We start from the raw sequence: 23,096 nt of genomic DNA, 5'->3' as shown, positions 1-23,096 counted from the left end.
ACCATGCGCATTTCTACTGGCCAGTTTTACGAGTCCTCGGCAGCCAACTACCAGAAAAACTTCGCCAACGTGGTCAAGAGCAGCGAAGAGGCGAGCAGCCTGGTTCGCGTCAACACCGCGGCAGACGATCCGGTGGGTGCCTCGCGCCTGCTGCAATTGGGTCAGCAGGCTTCGATGCTCGATCAGTACGAAGCCAACGCCACCACGATCAAAGGCACTCTGGGTACCGCTGAAGCGGTGATGACCAGCATCAACAACGTGCTGCAGCGTGCCAAAGAGCTGGCCGTGAGTGCCGGCAACGCCGGTTACACGGACTCCGACCGCCAGGCGACTGCCTCCGAGCTCGGTCAGATCGAAGAGCAACTGCTCAGCCTGATGAACAGCAAGGACGAGAACGGCAAATACATTTTCGCCGGCTCCAAGGGCGACACCGTGCCGTTCACGCGCAATGACGATGGCACCTACGCCTACAACGGCGATCAGGTGACCCTCGACCTGGCCATTGGCGACAACATGAAAATGGCCACCAACACCACTGGCTGGGAAGCCTTCCAGCAAGCCGTCAACACCAGCCGCAGCCAAGTCACCATGACGGCACCGGCGGTCAATGACAACCGTGTGGTGCTGTCCAACGGTCAGGTGTCGTCGAATGTCAGTTACAACAGCAAGTTCCGCAGTGGCGAACCGTATAGCGTGTCGTTTGTCAGCGGCACTCAACTGAAAATCACGGACTCGGCCGGTAACGATGTCACTGCCGAAGCCAGCCAGGGTGGCGCGTTTGATCCAGCAAGCACGGCTGGTCAAACGGTGAGCTTTCGCGGCGTAGACCTGACGCTGAACATCAACCTGCAAGCGGGCGACGTACCGGGCACCGTTCTGCCAGGTCATACGTTCACCCTCGCGGCCAAGCCTGACACCTTCACCGGTACCCGCAGCCCGGGTAACCCGTCGTCGGCGCAGATCACCGGCAGCAGCGTGACCAACTCCACGGACTACAAGGCCAGTTTCCCGACCGGTTCGGCGGTGATGAAATTTACCAGTGCTACTGCCTTCGATCTGTACGCAGCGCCGTTGACTGCCGACAGCAAACCGGTGTCGAGCGGCACCGTGGTCGCCGGCGTCGCCACTGCATCGGGTGTGAGCTTCAACATCAGCGGTACGCCGGCGGCCAACGATCAGTTCAGCATTGCCGTCAACACGCACGAAACCCAGAACATTCTGGACAGCGTGAACCAGTTGAAAAACGTGCTCAACACGCCAACCAACGGCAATGCCCTGGCGATCCAGCAGTTGCAGGCCGGTCTGGCTTCCGGTCTGGGCAACCTCGCCAGCGGTACCGATCAGCTGTCCAGCGCGATCAGTTCGGTCGGTGGTCGTGGCTCGTCGCTGATGACCCAGAGCGATACCAATCAGTCGCTGGTACTGGCCAACGCACAGACACAATCGTCGATCCGCGATTCCGATCCGGCCGAAGTCATGACCCGTCTGACCCTGCAGCAAACCATGTTGCAGGCTTCGCAACTGGCCTTCAGCAAGATTGCGCAACTGGGCTTGTTCAACAAGATCTGAGTCTGTGCCTGTCGAGCTGCCAACCGTCTTTTCCTAAGCGGTTACGGGGTTCCTGCCTGAAGAGGGCAGGGACCCGCCGCTCGAGAGTTTCCCGCCGTGAATCAACACCCCCTCGTCAGTATCGTCATCCCCGCCTTCAACCCGCGCTTCTTCGATCAGGCGCTGATGAGTGCGCTCGCGCAGACGTACGAAAACGTCGAGATCGTCATATGCGATGACTCGGCCGATGAACGGATTCGTGAGATCGTCGAGTCGTTTGCCGAGCCGGCTCATCCGATCCGTTACCTGCGCAATCCGCAGCGACTTGGCTTGCAGAAGAACCTGCTGCGCTGCGTCGAAGCGGCACGGGGCGAGTTCATCAAGGTGTTATGCGATGACGATCGGCTGTTTGCACCAAGCATCGCGTTACAGGCGCAGGCACTGATCGAGCATGCCGATGCCAATCTGGTGTTCGCCCTGCGCATGCTCAGCGACGCCGGCAACTTCCTTTTGCCGCCGCGGGTCGAGAACTGCCGTTTCAGCCCGAATGATGCCTTGTTCAAAGGCGATGACATGCTGGCGATCTTCGAATCGACGCCGCTGAACTTCGTCGGTAATTTCAGTGCGGCACTGATGCGTCGCGCCGATGTGCTGGAACTGCTGCCGGCCTTGATTCAGGAGGGCGCCGGTTTCGTCGCCACGCTCGATTTTGCCTTGTTCGTGTGCTTGATGCGTCGTGGCAATTTTGTCTCGCTCAGCACTGTGCTGAGCACCGAGCGCCTGTATCCGGAGCGTCTGAGCAAGACCCCGGAAATGCTCAAGGCCGCCAAGGTGGAATGGGACTGGCTCAAGCAAATGCTCGCCGCCCGCAGTGGTGAAGCGGCGCCCGCCGCCGGCTGGGTGCGTTACATTGATCTGGCCAATACCGGTGACTTGCCGCACGCCTGGCAGGAGTTGTGCGTAACGCGCATCCTCGGCAACCGCAACACGGTGGTCAGTGGTCGTGTCGGTGCCGAAAGCGAAAGTTACGCCGACTTCTATCGTGAGTGGTTGTCGATTCGCCGCTTCAGCGAGGTCGAGCAACGGCTGATGCCGCAACGCATTGCCAGTTGGCCGATGCGTCCGCAGATCGTGCCGATTGTGATCGACAACGCTGGCGACAGTGCTGCGCTGGCCACGACGTTGCAGAGCATCAAGGCGCAACTCTATCCGGCGCAGGCGGTGGTGGTGCTGTCGGATGCGCAGTGCGAGGCTGATGAGCGCACGCTGCAGTTGCCGTTTCAGGCCGATTGGGCACAACAGCTCAACGTGGTGATCCCGCAACTGGAAGGCACCCACTGGTTTTACCTGTTGCAGGCCGGCGACACCCTGCGTGATTCGGCGCTGCTGATTCTGGCCGAGCGTATCGCCGGCACGCCGGGCTTGTTGTGCGCCTACAGCGACGAAGGCGCGCAAGTCGACGGCGAATCGACCGAACCAGTGTTCAAGCCTGACTTCAACCTCGATCTGATGCGCGCCTATCCGTATGTGGGGCGAGCGCTGGCGTTCGAGCGTCAGCGTTTCATGGCGCTGGGTGGATTTGATCCGGTCCATGGCGAACTGGCACCGCATGATTTGCTCTGGCGCCTGGTGGAAGAGGCCGGTCCGCAAACCATCGAGCACATTGCCGAGGTCCAGGTGGAATCGAGCCTGACCTACGCGCAATGGCTGTCGCTGCCGCCAGTCATCGACTACAACGCGGCCGTCGTGACGGCGCATCTGCAGCGGATCGGGGTCGATCACCGCATGCGTCATGACGAATTGCCCCTGATCAACCGCATCGACTATCGGCATGCGGCGCGCCCCCAGGTGTCGATCATCATTCAGGCCGGTGATTCGCTGCACGCCTTGCAGCGCTGCACCGAGAGCCTGATCGAGCGCACGGCTTATACCCTTTACGAAATTCTCATCGTCGATGCCGGTGTCACTGATTCGCAGATGCTCGAATGGCTGAGCGCCATGGCCCAGCTCGGGGCGTCGATGTTGCGGGTGTTGCGTTACGCCGGTGACAACAATCCTGCCGCGATCCGCAACTTCGCCGCCGAGCAGTCCCGTGGCGAATATCTGCTGTTGCTTGACGCGCAAGCGGTCATCTGTGAACGCGACTGGCTCGATGAGTTACTCAATCATGCCCAGCGTCCGGAAGTCGCCGTGGTCGGTGCGCGGTTGCTCAGCCCCGAGGGGGCTATCGTCAGCGCGGGCCTGATTCTGGGCCTGGCCGGGCCGGTCGGTGCGCCCTTTGCCGGCGAGGCGGCCAGCAGCCGCGGTTACATGCAGCGTTTACATGTGACGCAGAACTGGAGCGCGGTCAGCAGTCAGTGCCTGATGCTGCGCAAGCAGGTTTTCGAGGAGCTTGGCCAGTTCGATGAGGTGACTTACACCCGTGGCTTGAGTGATGTCGACCTGTGTCTGCGTGCAGGCAAGGAAGGCTATCTGGTGGTCTGGACGCCTTACGCCAGTGTAGTGATCGCGCCGCTGACAGAGGCTGCGCCGGTGATCCTGCCTGAACAGGAGGAAGAGGCGTTCCATCGGCAGTGGATGAGTAAAATCATCAAGGATCCGGCGTACAGCCCGTCGCTCAGTCTCGGCGTGTCGAGCTTCAGTCTGGAACCGTCCCTGCGCAATAACTGGAACCCGTTTTGCAGTCGGGCGTTGCCGCTGATCCTCGGCTTGCCGGTAAACAGTTCGGCCGTCGGCCACTATCGCGTGACCGGACCCTTGGCCGAGCTGGAAAGCAGTGGTCGGGCACTCGGACGCTGGGCCTACGAGTCGCCGTCGACGGTCGAGATCGAGCGTCTGGCGCCTGACTCGATCATCCTGCAATGCCGTTACAGCGAAGGTGCGGTCAGCGACATTCTGCGCATTAAAAAGTACTCCAGTGCGCTGCGGATTTTCGAGCTCGACGACTACGTGGTCAGTGCACCGAAGAAAAATACCCATGCCCGCAACAAGCCGGTCAACACCGAGCAGATGCTGCGCGAGGGCATTGCCCTGTGCGATCGCGTGGTGGTGACGACGCAGCCGCTGGCGGATGCATTATCGAGCATGCACAGCGACATCCGCATTGTGCCGAACATGCTGTCACCGGAACCGTGGGCAACGCTGACCAGTCGTCGACGCACCTCCAGCAAACCTCGAGTCGGCTGGGGTGGCGGCACCAGCCACACCGGTGATCTGGAGATCATTGCCGATGTGGTGCGTGAACTGGCGAACGAAGTGGAGTGGGTATTCTTCGGCATGTGCCCGGAGGAATTGCGTCCCTATATCCACGAATTCCACTCGGCCATCAGCTTGCAAAGCTACCCGTTCAAACTGGCCAGCCTGAACCTCGACCTGGCCCTTGCACCGCTGGAGTTTCACATCTTCAACGACTGCAAGAGTAACCTGCGTCTGCTCGAATACGGCGCCTGCGGCTACCCGGTGATCTGCACCGACACCGAGGCCTATCGTGGCCATCTGCCGTGCACCAAGGTCTATAGCAACAGCACCGCAGAATGGCTGCAGGCGATCCGCATGCATCTCGCCGACCCGGACGCCAGCTACCGCATGGGCGACGAACTGAAGGAAGCGGTGCACCGTGATTTCATGTTACGCGGTGACAACCTTAATCACTGGTTGTGGGGCTGGTTGCCGGATTGATCTGAATTCGGCGGGCACAAAAAAAACGCAGGTGACCTCACGGTTGCCGGCGTTTTTTTTTTTGGAGGTCTTGATCTCAGTCTTTGGTGCTATCGGTCGATAGATTTCAAATACGTGCCCACTCAACTGAGGAGCGCCTCGCTCCTGGGACAGTATTTAACAACAACACAAGGAAGGAGCACATGGCAGTGATAAATGGAACGAGTGAAGCAGACTACCTCATCGGTACTCCTGACAATGACGAACTCTACGGGCTGGAGTCCGGGGATTTCCTCTATGGGGGGGAAGGGGCTGATCTGCTGAATGGCGGTGAGGGCTTTGACTGGGTCGATTACCGTGGTTCTGCCGCAGCGATCAGTATCGAGTTTCAGGAGGGGTCGGTGATCGCTCATGGTGGTGAAGCTGAAGGCGATACGTTGATCGAAATTGAAGGCGTCATGGGCACTCAATTCGACGATACCTTCGTTGGCAATATTGCTGGAATGACTCTGGATGGTCAGGACGGCAATGACATCTACATCATTGGCAGCGATGACGTGAAAATCGTTGAAGGAGTTAGTGGTGGATATGACGAACTCCGCACGACGCTCAACAACATGCAGATGGACGCGTCCGTTGAAAAAATGACCTTTACCGGCACCGGCGATTTCACCGGTTATGGAAATGCCAGTGACAATCTGATTATTGGTGGTGCCGGCAATGACCTGCTGTTCGGGGGGGGCGGCGCGGATCACTTTATCGGTGGTGAGGGTGTTGACACGGTCAGCTACGCCGACAGTAGTGAAGGCGTGTTCATTGATCTGGCGCAAGGCTGGATGTCTACCGGTTTCGCCAACGGTGATACGTTCACCGGAATCGAAGCCATTCAGGGTTCAGGCTTTGACGATGTGCTGTTCTGCAAGGAAGCCGGACAAGCGTTCGATGGCGGCGATGGCTACGACGTTCTGAACTATTGGGATTCATTGGAGGCTGTCAGTGTTGAGCTGCGCATCGGTGGTCTGGTCAGCAATGTGGAAAAAATCGTCGGCTCTGCGCTGGACGATCATTTCACGATCGACCTTGGTGGCGTAACAGTTGACGGTGGTCAGGGCAATGATGTCTACACCATAAACAGTGCCGGTGTGACCATTTCCGAAATAGAGAGTGGTGGTGTGGACGAGCTGTATACCAGTCTGTCAGTGATGACCATGGATCCGTTCATCGAACGCATGACTTATACCGGTACAGGTGACTTCACCGGCCATGGCAATGCCGGTGACAACATGCTGACCGGCGGCGCCGGCAATGACGTGTTGTCGGGTGGTGCGGGCAGTGATGCCTTTTACGGTAGTGCAGGGGTCGACATTGTCAGTTATGACGACAGTGATGCCGGGGTAAACATCAATCTGGCGTGGGGTTCACACACCGGTATTGCCTTGGGTGACACGTTCTACGATATCGAAGGCCTGCGCGGCAGTCAGTTTGATGATTGGCTGGATGGGGATTCGAATGGCAATTATCTGGAAGGGGGTGCCGGCGACGATTTCGTTCGCGGTGGCGAAGGGGCCGATCACATTTATGGCGGGTTGGCATCCGGTCTCGACGGCGCGGCCGCGCAGAGAGATATGCTTTTGGGGGGCGAGGGTGATGACGTTATCGTCAGCACTGCCAACGACCTGGCTACTTTTGCCAGCGGCGATGAGGGAAATGACACTATCACGGTCAATCGGGGCAATGCTGACGGCGGCGATGGCAATGATGTTCTGACCGGTACCGGCAGCTATTACACGTTGTCCGCAGGCAACGGTGATGACCTTCTGATCCTGAATCTCGTGGGCAGCCAGGGCACGGGTGGTCAGGCGCGTGGCGGTGCGGGTGATGACACCTATGTCGTGAACTCCACGGGTTTGGTGACCATTCAGGAATATGGCAGCAGTCTTAACGACACGCTGGTGTTGAACACCATTGCCAATGCCAGCCAGTTGAGTGTCACTCGGGTGGGCAAGGACGCCTATTTGCACAGTGCCAATGATGGCAGTAGCGGCGTTCCAGCCAGTGGCGTGAAGCTGGAAAACTGGTACGCGCAGGGCAACACCATCGAGCATATCCAGACGGCCGACGGCATGATCTACGATCTGCCGGCCACCGGTGATGCGTTCGCCCTATTTGGTTGATCCTTTGACGCCTTCAGCTTGAAGGTCGCGCGATGAAGGGATGAGTCCACTGTTGGATTCGTCCCTTTTTTATGCCCGTCGCACTGCCGACGCAGCGTCCATCGAGCTGGCGCGTTTCCTGCAAGACCCTCGCAAATCGCCATAAAACGAGCGCTCGCAGCTATTTTGCCGCGCCCAGTCAGGCAAAGGTTTAGCCAGAAGGCCTGCAAACGCGGGTCGAACCCGGTGAAGAACAAGAGGGGAGACGATGAAGGCAGTTATTTTGGCGGGTGGCCTCGGCACGCGCATCAGTGAAGAGTCGCACCTCAAGCCCAAGCCGATGATCGAGATCGGCGGCAAGCCAATTCTCTGGCACATCATGAAGCAGTATTCCGCCCACGGAATCCACGACTTCGTGATCTGCCTGGGCTACAAGGGCTACGCGATCAAGGACTTCTTCGCCAACTACTTCCTGCACACCTCCGACGTCACCTTCAACATGCGCGAAAACCGCATGGACGTGCACCAGAACTACAGCGAGCCGTGGAGCGTCACTCTGATCGACACCGGCGAGGAAACCATGACTGGTGGCCGTCTGCTGCGTGCTGCGCGTTATCTGCAAGATGAAGAAGCGTTCTGCTTCACCTACGGCGACGGCGTTTCCGACATCAATATCGCTCAGCTCGTCGATTACCACAAAGCCCACGGTCGTCTGGCGACCGTCACCGCCGTGCAGCCGCCCGGCCGTTACGGTGCCCTCGAGCGGCAAGGCGATCAGGTGCTTGGTTTCACCGAAAAGCCGCGCGGTGACGGTGGCTGGATCAATGGCGGGTTCTTCGTGCTGTCGCCTAAAGTGCTGCCGTACATAGCCGATGATTCCACCACTTGGGAAGCCGAGCCGTTGGCGCGGCTGGCTGCGGACGAACAGTTGAAAGCCTTCGAGCACGAAGGGTTCTGGCATCCGATGGACACCCTGCGCGACAAGAACCATCTCGAAGCGCTGTGGCAGAACGGGGAGGCCCCATGGAAGCAATGGGCCTGAGTGCGGATTTCTGGCGCGGCAAGCGCGTACTGGTTACCGGTCACACCGGTTTCAAGGGCAGTTGGCTGACCCTGTGGCTGCAAAGCCTCGGCGCACAAGTCAGCGGTTTTGCCCTTGATCCGTCGACCGAACCGAGCCTGTTCGAGCTGGCACGCGTCCACGAAGGCATCAACGATCAGCGCGGCGATCTGCGTGATCTTGGCGCCTTGCTGGAAATCATCGCCGACACCGAGCCGGAGATCGTTCTGCACCTGGCCGCGCAGCCACTGGTGCGCGAAGGTTATCGCGACCCGCTCGGCACCTATTCCAGCAACGTCATGGGCACGTTGAACCTGCTCGAAGCGATTCGTCAGGTCGGTTGCGTGCGCGCCTGCGTGCTGGTGACCACCGACAAGGTCTACGCCAACAAGGAATGGTTGTGGCCATACCGCGAAGACGAAGCCCTCGGCGGGCATGATCCTTACAGCAGCAGCAAGGCTTGCTGCGAACTGTTGGCGCAGTCTTACGCGGCCTCGTTTTTCCCGGCCGACAAGTACGCCGAGCACGGTCTGGCCCTGGCCACCGCGCGCGCCGGCAACGTCCTCGGTGGCGGTGATTTCGCCCCTGAACGCCTGATTCCCGATGTGCTCAGAGCCTGGACGGCAGACGAGCCGGTGACCCTGCGTTATCCGCAAGCCGTGCGCCCGTGGCAGCACGCGCTGGAGCCGCTGGCCGGTTACCTGCAACTGGCTGCCGGCCTCTACGAACAAGGCCCGGAATACGCCGGGGCATGGAACTTCGGCCCGGGCGAGGCGGACATGTGCAGCGTCGGTGAAGTAGTCGAACTGCTCGCCAACCGCTGGCCGCAGGCGCGCGGTCTGCGCATCGAAAAAAGCGAATTGCACGAAGCCGGCCTGCTGCGCCTGGACAGCAGCCGCGCCCGCCAAGTACTGGGCTGGCAGCCGCGCTGGACGTTGCAGCAGTGCCTGACCCAGACCCTCGACTGGCATCTGGCATGGCAGAACGGTGATGACATGCGCGCCGTGACCCTTGGCCAACTGAACCTGTACCGAGGCGCGCTGTGAGCGAGTTTTCCCTGAAGGCATTGCCGCTGGCCGGACTGTTCAGCGTCCAGCACAAGCGTTTCGCAGATCAGCGCGGGCACTTCGCCCGGCTGTTCTGCGAGGGCAGCCTGAGCGCGTTCGGCCGCGAATTTCATATCCGCCAGATCAACCATTCCTGCACCCGCGAGCAGGGCAGTGTGCGCGGTCTGCATTATCAGAATGCCAATGCGCCGGAAGCCAAACTGATCACCTGTCTGCGCGGTGAAGTGTGGGACGTGGCGGTGGATCTGCGCCCGGACTCCGAGACTTTTCTGCACTGGCACGCCGAGCACCTCAAGGCTGGCGACGGTCGCAGCCTGCTGATTCCGGCCGGGTTCGCCCACGGTTTCCAGGCGCTGACAGCCGACGCCGAACTGCTTTACCTGCACAGCGCTGATTACGCGCCGGAGCACGAGGGCGGCTTGTCGGTGAACGATCCACGGCTGGCGATCGCCTGGCCGTTGCCTGTCAATAATTTGTCAGCGCGTGATTCCAGCCATCCCGCGCTCGATCAACACTTTGCTGGAGTGCGTCTATGAACTGCCGTGGGTGCGCCGCACCGCTGAGCCTGCCGCTGATCGACCTCGGCACCTCGCCACCGTCCAACGCCTACGTGCACGCCGATCGCCTGGAACAGGCCGAGCAATGGGTGCCGTTGAAGGTTGCCGTGTGCCAGCAATGCTGGCTGGTGCAGACCGAGGATTACACCCGCGCCGACAGTCTGTTCGACGCCGAGTACGCCTACTTCAGTTCGTTCTCCAGCACTTGGCTGGCCCACGCCGAGCGTTATGTCGCCGAGATGGTCGAGCGCTTTGGCCTGACGGGCGACAGTCGCGTGGTTGAAGTCGCGGCCAACGACGGTTACCTGCTGCAGTACGTCGCGGGTCGTGGCATCCCGTGCCTCGGCGTCGAGCCGACCCGCAGCACCGCGCAAGCAGCACGGGAAAAGGGCCTGGAGATTCGTGAACTGTTCTTCGGTCGTGAGACGGCTGCACAGCTGCGCAGCGAAGGTTGGGGCACCGACCTGATGGCCGCCAATAACGTGCTCGCCCATGTGCCGGATATCAACGATTTCCTCGGCGGTTTCGCGACGCTGCTCAAGCCAACCGGCGTAGCGACGTTCGAATTCCCGCAACTGCTGACGCTGATGGCTGGCGCGCAGTTCGACACGCTGTATCACGAACACTATTCGTACCTGTCGCTGACCGCCGTGCAGACCCTGTGTGAACGCAATGGCCTGGAAGTGTTCGACGTCAGTCAGTTGAGCACGCACGGCGGATCGCTGCGGGTGTTCGTGCAGCGCAAGGACGGCCAGCGTCGTGCGGTGCAGCCGGCGGTGCAACAACAGCTGCAAGCCGAGCTGGAGGCCGGGGTGAAAACCGCCGGCTACTACGCGACCCTCGCCCCCGCCGCTGAGCGCATCAAGCATGACTTGCTGCGCTTTCTGTTGCAGGCCAGGGCCGACGGCAAGCGTGTGGTCGGCTATGGCGCCGCCGCCAAGGGTAACACCTTGCTCAACTACGCCGGGGTCAAACCCGACCTGCTGGCCTGGGTCGCCGATGCCAACCCGCACAAGCAGGGCAAGTTCCTGCCGGGTAGCCGCATCCCGATTGTCGCGCCGGCACAGATCGACATCGAGAAACCGGATTACGTGCTGGTGCTGCCATGGAACCTGTTGCACGAAGTCAGTCAGCAACTGGCTCAGGTGCGGCAATGGGACGGGCGCTTCGTGATCGCCGTGCCTGAGTTGAAAGTCCTGTGAAAGTCCTGGTAACCGGGGCTACGGGCTTCGTCGGCCGGCATCTGGTGGCGGCGTTGCTTGCTCGTGGCGACGCCGTTCGTGCCGTGGCGCGCAATGTAGAAACCGCACAAGGCATGCCGTGGATCAATGACGTCGAGTTCGTTGCGGCGGATATTCACGCCGCCGAACTCGATGTCGCCGCGCTGACCGAGGGCATCGACGTACTCGCGCATCTGGCCTGGCCGGGCCTGCCGAACTATCGGGCGCTGTTCCACTTCGAGCACAACCTGATGGCCGACTACCGCTTTATCAAAGGCGCGGTCGAGGCGGGTGTGCGGCAAGTGTTGGTCACCGGCACCTGCTTCGAGTACGGCCTGCAAAGCGGCCCGCTCAGCGAAAGCGTCGAGCCCCAGCCGAGCAATCCTTACGGTCTGGCCAAACACACGCTGCACCTGTTTTTGCAAAACCTGCAGCAGGAAATGCCGTTCACCCTACAGTGGGCGCGCCTGTTTTATCTGCATGGCGAAGGGCAGAACCCCAACAGTTTGCTCGCAGCGCTGGACCGGGCGATTGATGCCGCAGACGCGTCGTTCAACATGTCTGGCGGTGAGCAACTGCGTGACTTTTTGCCGATTGCCACCGCAACCGCTTACCTCGCCGCGATCCTGCAGCAGCGCGACTTCGACGGTGTGATCAATTGCGCCAGTGGCCAACCGGTGTCGGTGCGTTCATTGGTCGAAGAACGCCTGCGCGAACGCGGCGCGGCGTTGAATCTGAACCTCGGTCACTACCCTTACCCGACCCACGAACCGATGGCGTTCTGGGCGGTGACCGAGCGTTTGCAACAGCTACTGGGAGAGCCGCAATGAGGCACGAGTTGTATCGGGTCACCGACCTGCCGGTGTTGCAGAACCGCACCTTCGCCGACCCGGCGTCGGCGAAAGCCTCGGCCAGCGCCGACATGCTGCTGGTGCAGGATGAGCGCAGCGGTCTGATCTTCAACGCTGCGTTCGATGCCGACAAGCTCAGCTATGACGCCGACTACCAGAACGAGCAGGCGCATTCCGGCCAGTTCCAGCAGCACCTGCGCGATGTCGAAGGCATCATCGCTAAACACTTCAAGGGTCAGGAACTGATCGAAGTGGGCTGTGGCAAAGGCTACTTTCTGGAGTTGCTCAAGGGCCTCGGCTATTCGATCACCGGCATCGACCCGGCTTACGAAGGCGACAACGCCGACGTGATCAAGGCGCCGTTCACCCGTGGCCTTGGCCTGGCGGCGGACGCCATCGTGCTGCGCCATGTGCTGGAACACATCGAAGACCCGGTGAGCTTTCTGTCGGTGATCGCCGAAGCCAATCAGGGCGGGCAGATCTACATCGAAGTACCGTGCTTTGACTGGATCCTCGAGCACAAGGCCTGGTTCGACCTGTTCTACGAACACGTCAATTATTTCCGCCTCGATGACCTGCGCCGGATGTTCGGCACCGTGCACGAGGCCGGCCACCTGTTCGGTGGCCAGTACCTGTACATCGTCGCCGACCTGTCGACGTTACGCCTGACCCCGGAACAACCGGTGCCACGCCTGACGCTGCCGGACGGGTTCACCGCCAGCCTCGATCGTGCCGTGCAGATCATTCAGTCTGCCCCCGAGCAGGGTTCGGCGATCTGGGGCGCCTCGTCCAAGGGCGTGATCTATTCGCTGTTCCTGCAGCGCGCCGGTGTGGCCGTAGACCGTGTGGTGGATATCAACCCGGCCAAACAGGGGCGTTATCTGCCACTGAGCGGCGCGCGGGTGTCCTCGCCCCAAGAAGCGATGGACGCGCTGCCCGAAGGCGCCCACCTGTTTGTGATGAATTCCAATTACCTCGAAGAGATCAAGCGGATGACCGGTGGACGCTACGTCTATCACGCCGTCGACAGCGCTTCGTTTCAGTGACCCTTGAGATTATTAAAATGACCGACAACAGCATCAACAAAGCCTTCGAAGCCGAGTGCCGCGAGCAGATCGCCCAACAGGGTGACGACCAGAAGCTGACGGGCCTGGCCCGTGATTTCTTCAACGAATCGGCCAAACACAAGTACAGCTACCACTTCTCGTGGATGGGCCGCCCGATCATCCAGTTGCCGCAAGACATGATGGCGATGCAGGAGATCATCTGGCAGGTCAAGCCGGATCTGGTCATCGAGTGCGGCATCGCCCACGGCGGTTCGATCATCTACTACGCCTCGTTGCTGGAGCTGCAAGGCCACGGCGAAGTGCTGGGCATCGACCTCGACATTCGCCCGCACAACCGTGAAGCGATCGAAAGCCACCCGATGGCCAAGCGCATCAAGATGATCGAAGGTTCGAGCATCGATCCGGCCATCGCTGCACAGGTTCAAGCCGCCGCCAAGGGCAAGAAAGTCATTCTGGTCCTCGACTCCAACCACACCCACGATCATGTGCTGGAAGAGCTGCGTTTGTACGCACCGCTGGTGTCGGTCGACAGCTACTGCGTGGTCATGGACACCGTGGTTGAAGACATGCCGGCCGATTTCTTCCCGGACCGTCCATGGGGCCCGGGCGACAACCCGAAAACCGCGGTGTGGAAATACCTGGAAGAGAACCAGGATTTCGAGATCGACCAGCAGCTGCAAAACAAACTGCTGATCACCGTGGCGCCGGACGGCTATCTGCGTCGCGTTCGTTAATCAAAAACAGTTTCAGACTTCAGGCGACTGGCCGGTTGTGGGGATAGGAAAATGCAGGTTCAAAGCAGTACTCAAGCCAATGTGACACCGCTGGACGAGCTGTTCACGGTGGTGGTCATCACCCACAACCGCAGTGCCTTCCTGCGTCGTACCTTGCAGTACTACAGCAGTTACCCGGCCAGGGTGCTGGTGCTGGATTCGTCCGTGCAGTGCGACGACCGCATCGCGGTGGATTTTCCGTCGGTCGACTACCGGCATTTGCCGCAGTACACCTACAAGGGCTTGCAGGACAAATTGACCTGGGGTGTCGCGCAGGTCAAGACGCCTTATATGGTGTTCGCTGCCGACGATGACTTCCTGATTCACGACGCGCTGACTGCGTCGGTCGAATTCCTGCACGCCAACACCGATTACGGTGTGTGCCATGGCTACGGGATGATGTACCTGACCCGTGCCAACGAAGTCACCTATTACCGCCGCGACAAGCGCGTGCAGGAAGACTACGACTCGCCAGACGCTGAAACCCGGGTCATGGACTTCATGGGGCAGTTTCTGCCGCCGTTCTATGCCGTGACCCGCACTGATCTGCTGCAACAGTGGTACAGCCAGTTACCGCCAGGTACCAGCTTCGAGTGGCAGGAAATCGGTCACTCGTTCTATCTGCTGGCCTGTGCCAAGGCGCGCATTCTTCCGATTCCGTTTGCCGTGCGTGAAGTGAACTATGGCAATTCGGATCACAACACCAACGTGCTGACCGTCCTTGCTTATCAGGACGCGAAAACCGTGGCAGAGCGTGAGCAGTTCGCTGAGTTTCTGGCAACGATCAAGACCCCGCTCAGCGACCAGGATCCGGCCGCGATCAAGCAGATTGCGCTGAACACCTTTGCCCAGATGGCCAATTGTTTGCTCAAGGGTGTTTCGCTGGCGGGCGCACCGATTTTCCGTTCGGCGTGGATTGAATGCGATAAGGAACCGGTACGTTCTTTCGCTCCCGAGCAGTTCGTGGAAATGCCGTTCTACAACAAGCCGATGTTCGATTTACTGACCGAATTCGAATTCCTGCTACACGCCATGCCGGCCGGTCGCGTGCAGTTGCAGGAGCTCGAAGGCGTGCTGCTGCGTCAGCATGAGCTGATGCGCCTGCACCCTAACGACGACGAGCGCACGATTCGCGCACGGCTCTGGGAAGCGCTGACCCTCAACCTGTTCAACCGTGAAGTGGTCAAGCGTCTTGCCGAGTCGTTGCTGGGCAGCGATGAGCATGAAGAAGGGCTGAAGCTGCAAGCGTGGCTGCAGCGTCTGAACTCGGTGCCGGGGCAGGCCGACCGCAAGTTGTTCGAGAACATGCCGAGCGGGCGGCTGCTGCAATGGCTGGAGGCACGTAATCCGCACGCGGCGCAATTGCCGACCATCGCCCGCCATCTGGCCAAGCACAATGGCGGACCGCAGGTAGGCATTCTGTTGCTGGACCTGGACGCCGACATGGTCAAGCTTCAGGCAACGTTCGACAGCCTGGTCGGCGGTCAATACAAGGCTTTCAAAGTGGTGGTGTTCACCACTGGCGAACTGCCGGCCACGACCACCGTGCGCGACACCGTGCACTTCGTCAAAGTCAGCGCCTCCAACTATGTGGAGCGGATCAATCAGGTCATCGCGCAAATGAGCAGCGACTGGCTGTTGCTGGCCGAGGCGGGCGACCAGTTCACCGTCAGCGGCCTGTTGCGGGCCAGCCTGGAACTCATCGGTGCCGAAGGCGTGCGGGCCGTGGCCATGGATGAAATCCATCGCCAGCCGGGCGGCGAACTGACGCACGCGTTCCGCCCGGGCGTGAATCTCGACCTGCTGCAAACCGTGCCGTCGCTGATGGCGCGTCACTGGTTGATCCAGCGTGATGCGCTGGTGCAAGCCAAAGGTTTTGCCAGCGAGTACACCGAAGCGCTGGAGCTGGACCTGTTGCTGCGGCTGATCGAAGACGGCGGCCTCGCCGGTCTGGCGCATCTGGCCGAGCCTTTGCTGATCTGCAACGCACCGAAGGCTGAAGAAAATGCCCATGAACGCCAGACCCTGACGCGGCATCTGAGTCAGCGCGGTTACCGTGGTCAGGTCAGTTCGAAGTTGCCGTCAACCTGGCAGATCGACTACCAGCACAGCGAGCGACCGATGGTGTCGATCATCCTGCACAGCCAGGACAATCTCGAACACCTGCAAACAGCGCTGGTCAGCCTGTTGCAGCGAACCCGCTACCAGCGCCACGAAATCCTGCTGGTCGACAACCATAGCCAATCGCCGCAATTGCTTGAGTGGCTGGACAGTCTGCAGGGCAAGGGCGATCGCATTCGCGTGTTGCGCAGCGGCGAGCGGCTCAGCGAGTCGGCGTTGTACAACCTCGCCAGTGGCGAAGCCAAAGGTGAGTACCTGGTGCTGTTTTCGGCCGAGGCCGAGGTGGTCAACGCCAACTGGCTCGATGCATTGCTCAATCAGGCTCAGCGTCCGGAAGTCGGTATCGTGGGCGTCAAACTGGTGGACGGCCGTGGCGCCACGACCCAGGGCGGTCTGGTGCTGGGCAGTGATGGTCAGGTCAATGCGGTGTTTATCGGTGAAAGCAAAGACGCTGCCGGTTACCTGTTCGGCAATCAGGTCGAGCAGAGCTATTCGGCGGTGTCCGGCGCCTGCCTGATGATTCGCAAGGCGCTGTTCGACGCCGTGGGTGGCCTGGACGAGGAGCATTTCGACAGCGCCTTCGCCGACATCGACTTGTGCCTGAAAGTCGCGGATGCCGGTTACCTTACCGTGTGGTGCCCGCAGGCACAGATTCAACATCCGGGCCTGTTGCCGCCAGTCACGCAAACCGCCGCCGCGCTGCATGACAAATGGTCGGCACGTTTCGCTCAGGATGCGGCGCGCAACCCGAACCTTTCCCTGACCGACAAGGGCTTTACCCTCGGCCAGGCCTCCAGCATCGACTGGGCGCAGTTGCTCGCCTAAGCCTGACGATCAGGAAACAGGACTCAAGACATGTTCAACGGTAAATCGATTTTCATCTCCGGCGGCACCGGCTCGTTCGGGCGCAATTTCATCCGCCGCCTGCTGGAGCAATACCAGCCCAAGCGCGTGGTGGTGTTCTCCCGGGATGAACTCAAGCAATACGAAATGCAGCAGACGTTCAACGCGCCGTGCATGCGCTATTTCCTTGGCGATGTGCGCGACGCCGATCGTTTGCGTCAGGCCATGCGCGGCATCGACTACGTCGTGCATGCCGCCGCGCTCAAGCAAGTGCCGGCAGCGGAATACAACCCGACCGAGTGCATTCGCACCAACGTCAACGGCGCGGAAAACATCATCGCCGCAGCCATCGACAATGGCGTGAAGAAAGTCGTTGCGCTGTCCACCGACAAGGCCGCCAGCCCGATCAACCTCTACGGCGCAACCAAGTTACTGTCGGACAAACTGTTCGTCGCCGCCAATAACATTGCCGGCGAACAGCAGACCCGGTTTGCCGTGGTGCGCTACGGCAACGTCGCCGGCTCCCGTGGCTCGGTGGTGCCGTTCTTCAGCAAACTGATCGCCGAGGGCGCTGAAGAGCTGCCGATCACCGACGAACGCATGACACGTTTCTGGATCACCCTCGATCACGGTGTGCAGTTCGTCCTCGACAGCTTTGCACGCATGCACGGTGGCGAAGTGTTCGTGCCGAAGATCCCGTCGATTCGCATCGTCGATCTGGCCCGGGGCATGGCCGAGCACCTGCCGCACAAGCACGTCGGCATTCGTCCGGGCGAGAAGCTGCACGAGTTGATGGTGCCGCTGGACGATGCGCGGATGACCCTGGAGTTTGCCGATCACTACACCATCCAGCCGTCGATCCGCTTTACCAGCGTTGACGTCGATTTCGCCGAAGACAAGCTCGGTGAGCGCGGCCGGCCGGTCAGCGAAGACTTCGAATACCGTTCCGACACTAATCCGCATTTCCTCTCGGTGGGGCAGATCGCCGACCTGCACGCGAAGCTCTCGGTATGATTCCGTACGGTCGGCAAAGCCTCGATAAGGCAGATATCGACGCCGTGGTCGAGGTGTTGAAGTCTGACTGGCTCACACAAGGGCCGACCATCGAGCGCTTCGAGCAGGCCATGGCCGAGCGCTGTCAGGCCGATTATGCGGTGGCGGTGTGCAATGCCACGGCGGCGCTGCACATTGCCTGCCTGGCCGCCGGACTCGGGCCGGGCGATCGCTTGTGGACGACGCCGAATACTTTTCTGGCGTCGGCCAACTGCGGGCGTTATTGCGGCGCCGACGTGGATTTTGTCGATATCGACCCGCTGACCTGGAACCTCGATGCTGAAGTCCTGGCCGGTAAGCTCGACGCTGCCGAGCGCGATGGCGTGCTGCCCAAAGTGCTTGTGGCGGTGGCGTTTTCCGGGCAGAGCTGCGATATGCGCAGAATTGCCCAACTGGCCGAGCGCTACAACTTCACGGTGATCGAAGACGCCTCTCATGCGGTCGGTGCGTCCTACGCGGGGCGGCCGGTCGGGTGCGGCGAATTCGCCGCGATGACCGTGTTCAGCTTCCACCCGGTGAAGATCATTACCAGTGCCGAGGGCGGCATGGTCTTGACCAATCGCCCGGAACTGGCCGAGCGCCTGCAACGCCTGCGCAGCCACGGCATGACCCGCGATCCGCAGCAGATGACTGAAGCCAGCCACGGCCCGTGGTATTACCAGCAAGTGGAACTGGGCTTCAATTATCGGATCACCGACTTGCAAGCCGCGCTCGGTTTGTCGCAACTGCACAAACTGGACGGTTTCATCGCACGTCGACGCGAGCTGGCGGCACGTTACGCGAATTTGCTGACATATTTGCCTGTGACCTTGCCGAGCGCCCAACCGCTCGCTGAATCCGCCTGGCATCTGTATGTGATCCGCTTGCAGACCGATCGGATCAATCTCAGCCACCGCCAGGTCTTCGAAGGCTTGCGCGCGGCCGGAGTCGGGGTGAATCTGCACTATATTCCACTGCATTTGCAGCCGTACTATCGCGACCTGGGTTTCGCCGAGGGAAACTTCCCCGAAGCGGAGCGCTATTACGCCGAAGCGATCAGCCTGCCGCTGTTTCCTTTGCTGAGCGATCAGCAGCAGGACTATGTGGTCGAGCAATTGCGACGGTTGACTGAGTGAACACCGCTGTGGCGGTGGATGGGAAATGGCAATGCGCAATCTGAGTGAACAGGAACAATTCTGGCAGGGTGACTTCGGCAACGAGTACGTTGCGCGCAACGTCGGGCAATCGCTGGTGGCGGCCAATCTGGCGTTGTTTGCCAAGGCGCTGGCGAGAACGGGGCGGATCGACAGCCTGTTGGAACTCGGTACCAATGTCGGGAACAACTTGCAGGCGCTGCATCAACTGTTGCCGCAATGCGAGTTGTCCGGCGTCGAGATCAACGCCAATGCCTGTGCACAGGCCAAAGCACTGGACATCGCAAAGATCTGGCACGGTTCGCTGTTCGACTTTCCCTGCGAGCGCTCCTACGATCTGACGCTGAGCAAAGGCGTGTTGATTCATCTTGCCCCGGAACTGTTGCCGAAGGCCTACGCGCAGCTGTACGAGCTCAGCCAGCGCTATATCCTGATCGCGGAGTACTACAATCCGGCGCCGGTGGAAGTGTCCTATCGCGGCAACAGCGGCAAACTGTTCAAACGCGATTTCGCCGGTGAAATGCTCGATCGCTACGCTGATCTGCACCTGCTGGATTACGGCTTTGTGTATCACCGTGACCCACAATTTCCTGCTGACGACGTCACCTGGTTCCTTCTGGAAAAACGCCCTTGAGCAACGTTGCAATCATCCCGGCCCGCGGGGGCAGCAAACGCATCCCGCGCAAGAATCTTGCGCCGTTCGATGGCGTGCCGATGATTGTCCGTTCGATTCGAACGGTGCTGGACTCGGGGTTGTTCGACGAGGTTGTGGTCAGTACTGACGACGAAGAAATCGCCGAGCTCGCGCGGGTTCATGGCGCCACGGTGCCATTTTTGCGTCCTGCGCATCTGGCCGATGATTTCACCGGCACGGCAGCGGTGATCGTGCATGCCTTGCAGCAACTGCCAGCGTTTGATTACGCCTGTTGCGTCTATGCCACGGCCCCGTTGTTACAGGCGCGGTTTCTGCGTGAGGGCTTCGAATTGCTGGAGCAGCAGTGCGACAAGTCCTTCGCGTTTTCTGTTTGCAGCTTTGGTTTTCCCGTGCAGCGCGCGTTGACGCTGGACGGGCAGGGGGCGCTGACGGCGTTGTATCCGGAGTTTCGTAATACCCGCTCGCAGGATCTGCCTGAAGCATTCCAGGATGCCGGTCAGTTCTACTGGGGCCGACGCGAGGCATGGATGCGCGGTGAGGTCTTGTATTCGCCTGCCAGTCTGCCGGTAATCCTGCCTCGGCATCTGGTGCAGGACATCGACACTGTCGAAGACTGGAAACGCGCCGAATACCTGTACGCCGCGCTCAAGGCTGGCGGGGAAGTGCAATGAGAGTGCTGATCCGTGCGGACGCGTCGCCGACCATCGGCAGCGGTCACATTGCCCGTTGCCTGACGCTGGCCCGGGTGTTGCGCAAGCAGGGCAGTCACGTCGCATTTGCCTGTCGGCGCTTGCCGGGGCATCGGCTTGATGCGTTGCAGGAAGAAGGTTTCGAGACGTTCGCATTACCCGAACGCTATGCCGAAGAAGATCCACAGCAGGCCATCGAATCGATGCTGCCGTGGCAAGCGGACATTGATGCACTGGATGTATTGCTCGACGGCCATGAAGGGTTCGACTGGATCATTGCCGACCACTATGGCCTCGATCATCACTGGCAAACGGCGGCCCGGCGTTGGGCGTCACGGATTGCAGCAGTGGATGATCTGGCCACTCGGCGCTATAGCGTTGACCTGCTGCTTAATCAGAACCTCTCCGGCCTGAGCGAGCATTACGCGCCGCTGTTGCCTGACGGTTGTCACACATTGCTTGGTCCGCGTTTTGCCATGCTGCGCGAGGAGTTCATTTGCCCGGCCATCGAGATCAAGTCCAAGGCTCGCCGGGTATTGGTGAATTTCGGCGGCTTCGACGCGGCGATGCAGACTCATCACGCGATGCTGGCGCTGGCGGATTTTCCCGAGCTTGAAGTGGATTTCGTTGCCGGCGCCGACAACCCGGCATGGGCACAGATGCAGGCCCTGGCCGAGACACGGCCGAATTGGCGATTGCACAGTTTTGTCAGCGATTTCCATCAACGCATGACCGAGGCCGATTTGTTTGTCGGCGCCGGCGGTGGCACCAGTTGGGAGCGCGCGGCACTGGGGCTGCCAACGATCTGCATAGCTGTGTCGAATAATCAGTATGCCAACGGCGAAGTCATGGCGGCGGCTGGCGCGCATGTGTTCTTGGGCGCCCGCGAGCAGGTCAGCGTCGAGCAATTGCGCCAAGCCATCGGCTTGGTCGTCGACAATGTTTATCTGCGCCAAAGCCTGGCCGAACGTTCGCGGCAATTGGTCGACGGGCGCGGCGCGCTGCGGGTTGCGGTGGCGTTGGCGGGCGCGGTGCTCAAGGTGCGCCCGGCCACGCTGGACGACGCGCAGTTGTTGTTTGACGGACGCAATGCCGAGGCGGTGCGCCGCTGGTCACTGGACGCTGGCGTTATCGACTGGAAGCAACATCTGGACTGGCTGACTGCGAGCTTGCGTAACCCTCAGCGGCTGCTGTTGGTCGCTGAAGGCGATGACGGCCCAGTCGGCGTGCTGCGCTATGATTTGCGTGGTTTTGACGCGGAGGTCTCGCTGTATTTGCTGCAAGGGCGTTTTGGTCTCGGCTGGGGCGGTGCACTGTTGGCGCGGGGCGAAGCGTTCGCTTCTGCTCATTGGCCGCAGATGAGCGCGATCACCGCTCAAGTGTTGCCGGCCAACCAGGCCTCACTGAATGTTTTTCGCGACGCCGGGTTCACTCAAAGTGCCTGCGCGTTCACCCGTGTTTTGAAGGATCACCGCACATGAGCAGTTTCAAGATTGGCAATCGCCTGATCGGTGCCGACGCGCCGCCGTTCATCATTGCCGAGATGAGCGGCAACCATAACCAGTCGCTGGACGTTGCTCTGCAAATCGTCGAGGCCGCCGCCAAGGCCGGGGCGCATGCCTTGAAACTGCAAACCTACACCGCCGAGACCATGACCCTGGATCTGGCCGAGGGCGAGTTCTTCATCAAGGACCCGGGCAGCCTGTGGGCGGGCACTTCGCTCTACGATTTGTATGAAAAGGCCCATACGCCGTGGGAGTGGCATGCGCCGATCTTTGCCCGCGCGAAAGAACTGGGGATGCTCGCGTTCTCGACGCCGTTCGATGACACCGCCGTGGATTTTCTCGAAAGCCTCGATGTGCCGGCCTACAAGATTGCCAGTTTCGAAAATACCGATCTGCCGTTGATTCGTCGTGTCGCCGCCACTGGCAAGCCGCTGATTATTTCTACCGGCATGGCCAGCATCGCAGAGCTCGATGAAACCGTGCGCGCCGCCCGCGAGGCCGGCTGCAAGGATCTGGTGTTGCTCAAGTGCACCAGCACTTATCCGGCGACACCGCTTAACAGCAACGTGCGCACGATCCCGCATCTGCGTGAGCTGTTTGGATGCGAGGTCGGGCTGTCTGACCACTCGATGGGCGTCGGCGTGTCGGTGGCGGCCGTGGCGCTCGGTGCAACGGTGGTGGAAAAACACTTCACCCTCGACCGTTCGGCGGGTGGGGTGGATGCCAGTTTCTCGCTGGAACCTGCGGAAATGGCCAGTCTGGTGCTCGAGACCGAGCGCGCCTGGCAAGCCATGGGCCAGGTGCAATACGGTCCCACCGAAGCCGAGCGCAAGTCACTGGTCTACCGCCGTTCGCTGTACGTCACCGCCGACATGGCGGCGGGCGAGGCCTTCACCACTGCCAATGTGCGCGCCATTCGCCCCGGTCTCGGTCTGCCGCCCAAGCACACCGAGGCGGTTCTTGGTCGTTGCGCTCGCACGGCCATCAAGCGCGGTACGCCGCTGGATTGGTCGTTGGTCGAATAACCCGATCTGCAACCGATTCGGCAAAATAGCGTGACCTGCGAGTCATAACGCGCATCTTCACTGTATTGTATTGATCGGGGAGATGGCGCCTGGCCCTTTATCGGTTCCAGTGATAGCCC

The 23,096-nt window shown here is 60.5% G+C and carries 17 protein-coding genes; all 17 read left to right on the top strand.

Going from position 1 to position 23,096, the window contains the following annotated elements:
- Positions 1-3 precede the first annotated feature (3 nt).
- The 17 genes from K5Y35_RS27615 to pseI all read left to right on the top strand — a co-directional run bounded on the left by K5Y35_RS27615 (position 4) and on the right by pseI (position 22,977).
- Positions 4-1,569, top strand: a complete 1,566-nt coding sequence (locus tag K5Y35_RS27615) for a flagellar hook-associated protein 3 (RefSeq protein WP_123465700.1) — start codon at positions 4-6, stop codon at positions 1,567-1,569.
- Between the two features lie 96 nt (positions 1,570-1,665).
- Complete coding sequence (locus K5Y35_RS27610) at positions 1,666-5,226, top strand: glycosyltransferase (protein WP_222833430.1); 3,561 nt, start codon at positions 1,666-1,668, stop codon at positions 5,224-5,226.
- Positions 5,227-5,408: 182 nt separating this feature from the next.
- Complete coding sequence (locus K5Y35_RS27605) at positions 5,409-7,379, top strand: calcium-binding protein (protein ID WP_222833429.1); 1,971 nt, start codon at positions 5,409-5,411, stop codon at positions 7,377-7,379.
- A 247-nt stretch (positions 7,380-7,626) separates the two neighbouring features.
- Positions 7,627-8,400: a glucose-1-phosphate cytidylyltransferase gene (rfbF, locus tag K5Y35_RS27600; RefSeq protein WP_123465704.1), complete on the top strand. Its 774-nt coding sequence runs from the start codon at positions 7,627-7,629 to the stop codon at positions 8,398-8,400.
- Positions 8,382-9,464: a CDP-glucose 4,6-dehydratase gene (gene rfbG, locus K5Y35_RS27595; RefSeq protein WP_222833428.1), complete on the top strand. Its 1,083-nt coding sequence runs from the start codon at positions 8,382-8,384 to the stop codon at positions 9,462-9,464. Before rfbF ends, rfbG begins: the two co-directional genes overlap by 19 nt.
- Positions 9,461-10,021: a dTDP-4-dehydrorhamnose 3,5-epimerase family protein gene (locus tag K5Y35_RS27590; protein ID WP_222833427.1), complete on the top strand. Its 561-nt coding sequence runs from the start codon at positions 9,461-9,463 to the stop codon at positions 10,019-10,021. The genes rfbG and K5Y35_RS27590 overlap by 4 nt, the downstream gene beginning before the upstream one ends.
- Positions 10,018-11,244: a class I SAM-dependent methyltransferase gene (locus tag K5Y35_RS27585; RefSeq protein WP_222833426.1), complete on the top strand. Its 1,227-nt coding sequence runs from the start codon at positions 10,018-10,020 to the stop codon at positions 11,242-11,244. The genes K5Y35_RS27590 and K5Y35_RS27585 overlap by 4 nt, the downstream gene beginning before the upstream one ends.
- A complete protein-coding gene (locus K5Y35_RS27580) occupies positions 11,241-12,092 on the top strand; it encodes an NAD-dependent epimerase/dehydratase family protein (RefSeq protein ID WP_186748315.1) in 852 nt (283 codons plus the stop codon). Before K5Y35_RS27585 ends, K5Y35_RS27580 begins: the two co-directional genes overlap by 4 nt.
- The gene (locus tag K5Y35_RS27575) at positions 12,089-13,159 is read left to right on the top strand and encodes a class I SAM-dependent methyltransferase (protein ID WP_222833425.1); all 1,071 of its coding nucleotides are present in this window, start codon (positions 12,089-12,091) and stop codon (positions 13,157-13,159) included. The genes K5Y35_RS27580 and K5Y35_RS27575 overlap by 4 nt, the downstream gene beginning before the upstream one ends.
- 17 nt (positions 13,160-13,176) lie before the next feature.
- Complete coding sequence (locus K5Y35_RS27570; RefSeq protein WP_047292500.1) at positions 13,177-13,914, top strand: cephalosporin hydroxylase family protein; 738 nt, start codon at positions 13,177-13,179, stop codon at positions 13,912-13,914.
- A 51-nt stretch (positions 13,915-13,965) separates the two neighbouring features.
- The gene (locus K5Y35_RS27565) at positions 13,966-16,899 is read left to right on the top strand and encodes a TIGR00180 family glycosyltransferase (RefSeq protein WP_222833424.1); all 2,934 of its coding nucleotides are present in this window, start codon (positions 13,966-13,968) and stop codon (positions 16,897-16,899) included.
- A gap of 30 nt (positions 16,900-16,929) precedes the next feature.
- Positions 16,930-17,931, top strand: coding sequence for a UDP-N-acetylglucosamine 4,6-dehydratase (inverting) (gene pseB / locus K5Y35_RS27560; protein ID WP_123465717.1), 1,002 nt, complete (start codon positions 16,930-16,932; stop codon positions 17,929-17,931).
- Entirely contained in the window at positions 17,928-19,085 is a 1,158-nt protein-coding gene (gene pseC / locus K5Y35_RS27555; protein WP_222833423.1) for a UDP-4-amino-4,6-dideoxy-N-acetyl-beta-L-altrosamine transaminase, read from the top strand. Before pseB ends, pseC begins: the two co-directional genes overlap by 4 nt.
- Positions 19,086-19,116: 31 nt before the next feature.
- Positions 19,117-19,737, top strand: a complete 621-nt coding sequence (locus tag K5Y35_RS27550) for a pseudaminic acid biosynthesis-associated methylase (RefSeq protein ID WP_123465721.1) — start codon at positions 19,117-19,119, stop codon at positions 19,735-19,737.
- Positions 19,734-20,429, top strand: a complete 696-nt coding sequence (gene pseF / locus K5Y35_RS27545) for a pseudaminic acid cytidylyltransferase (RefSeq protein ID WP_123465723.1) — start codon at positions 19,734-19,736, stop codon at positions 20,427-20,429. The genes K5Y35_RS27550 and pseF overlap by 4 nt, the downstream gene beginning before the upstream one ends.
- Positions 20,426-21,928, top strand: coding sequence for a UDP-2,4-diacetamido-2,4,6-trideoxy-beta-L-altropyranose hydrolase (gene pseG / locus K5Y35_RS27540; RefSeq protein ID WP_222833422.1), 1,503 nt, complete (start codon positions 20,426-20,428; stop codon positions 21,926-21,928). Before pseF ends, pseG begins: the two co-directional genes overlap by 4 nt.
- Positions 21,925-22,977 carry a pseudaminic acid synthase gene (gene pseI / locus K5Y35_RS27535; RefSeq protein ID WP_222833421.1) on the top strand — a complete coding sequence of 351 codons (1,053 nt, stop codon included), beginning with the start codon at positions 21,925-21,927 and terminating at the stop codon, positions 22,975-22,977. The genes pseG and pseI overlap by 4 nt, the downstream gene beginning before the upstream one ends.
- Positions 22,978-23,096 lie beyond the last annotated feature (119 nt).

Source organism: Pseudomonas sp. SC3(2021), from assembly GCF_019856535.1.
Classification (GTDB): Bacteria; Pseudomonadota; Gammaproteobacteria; order Pseudomonadales; family Pseudomonadaceae; genus Aquipseudomonas; species Aquipseudomonas monsensis.
This window is presented reverse-complemented; position numbering and strand designations above follow the sequence as displayed.

Coding starts and splice junctions, on each gene's coding strand:
- K5Y35_RS27615 (WP_123465700.1), top strand. CDS start 4: ATGCGCATTTCTACTGGCCAGTTTTACGAGTCCTCGGCAGCCAACTAC.
- K5Y35_RS27605 (WP_222833429.1), top strand. CDS start 5,409: ATGGCAGTGATAAATGGAACGAGTGAAGCAGACTACCTCATCGGTACT.
- rfbF (WP_123465704.1), top strand. CDS start 7,627: ATGAAGGCAGTTATTTTGGCGGGTGGCCTCGGCACGCGCATCAGTGAA.
- rfbG (WP_222833428.1), top strand. CDS start 8,382: ATGGAAGCAATGGGCCTGAGTGCGGATTTCTGGCGCGGCAAGCGCGTA.
- K5Y35_RS27585 (WP_222833426.1), top strand. CDS start 10,018: ATGAACTGCCGTGGGTGCGCCGCACCGCTGAGCCTGCCGCTGATCGAC.
- K5Y35_RS27575 (WP_222833425.1), top strand. CDS start 12,089: ATGAGGCACGAGTTGTATCGGGTCACCGACCTGCCGGTGTTGCAGAAC.
- K5Y35_RS27570 (WP_047292500.1), top strand. CDS start 13,177: ATGACCGACAACAGCATCAACAAAGCCTTCGAAGCCGAGTGCCGCGAG.
- K5Y35_RS27565 (WP_222833424.1), top strand. CDS start 13,966: ATGCAGGTTCAAAGCAGTACTCAAGCCAATGTGACACCGCTGGACGAG.
- pseB (WP_123465717.1), top strand. CDS start 16,930: ATGTTCAACGGTAAATCGATTTTCATCTCCGGCGGCACCGGCTCGTTC.
- pseC (WP_222833423.1), top strand. CDS start 17,928: ATGATTCCGTACGGTCGGCAAAGCCTCGATAAGGCAGATATCGACGCC.
- K5Y35_RS27550 (WP_123465721.1), top strand. CDS start 19,117: ATGCGCAATCTGAGTGAACAGGAACAATTCTGGCAGGGTGACTTCGGC.
- pseG (WP_222833422.1), top strand. CDS start 20,426: ATGAGAGTGCTGATCCGTGCGGACGCGTCGCCGACCATCGGCAGCGGT.
- pseI (WP_222833421.1), top strand. CDS start 21,925: ATGAGCAGTTTCAAGATTGGCAATCGCCTGATCGGTGCCGACGCGCCG.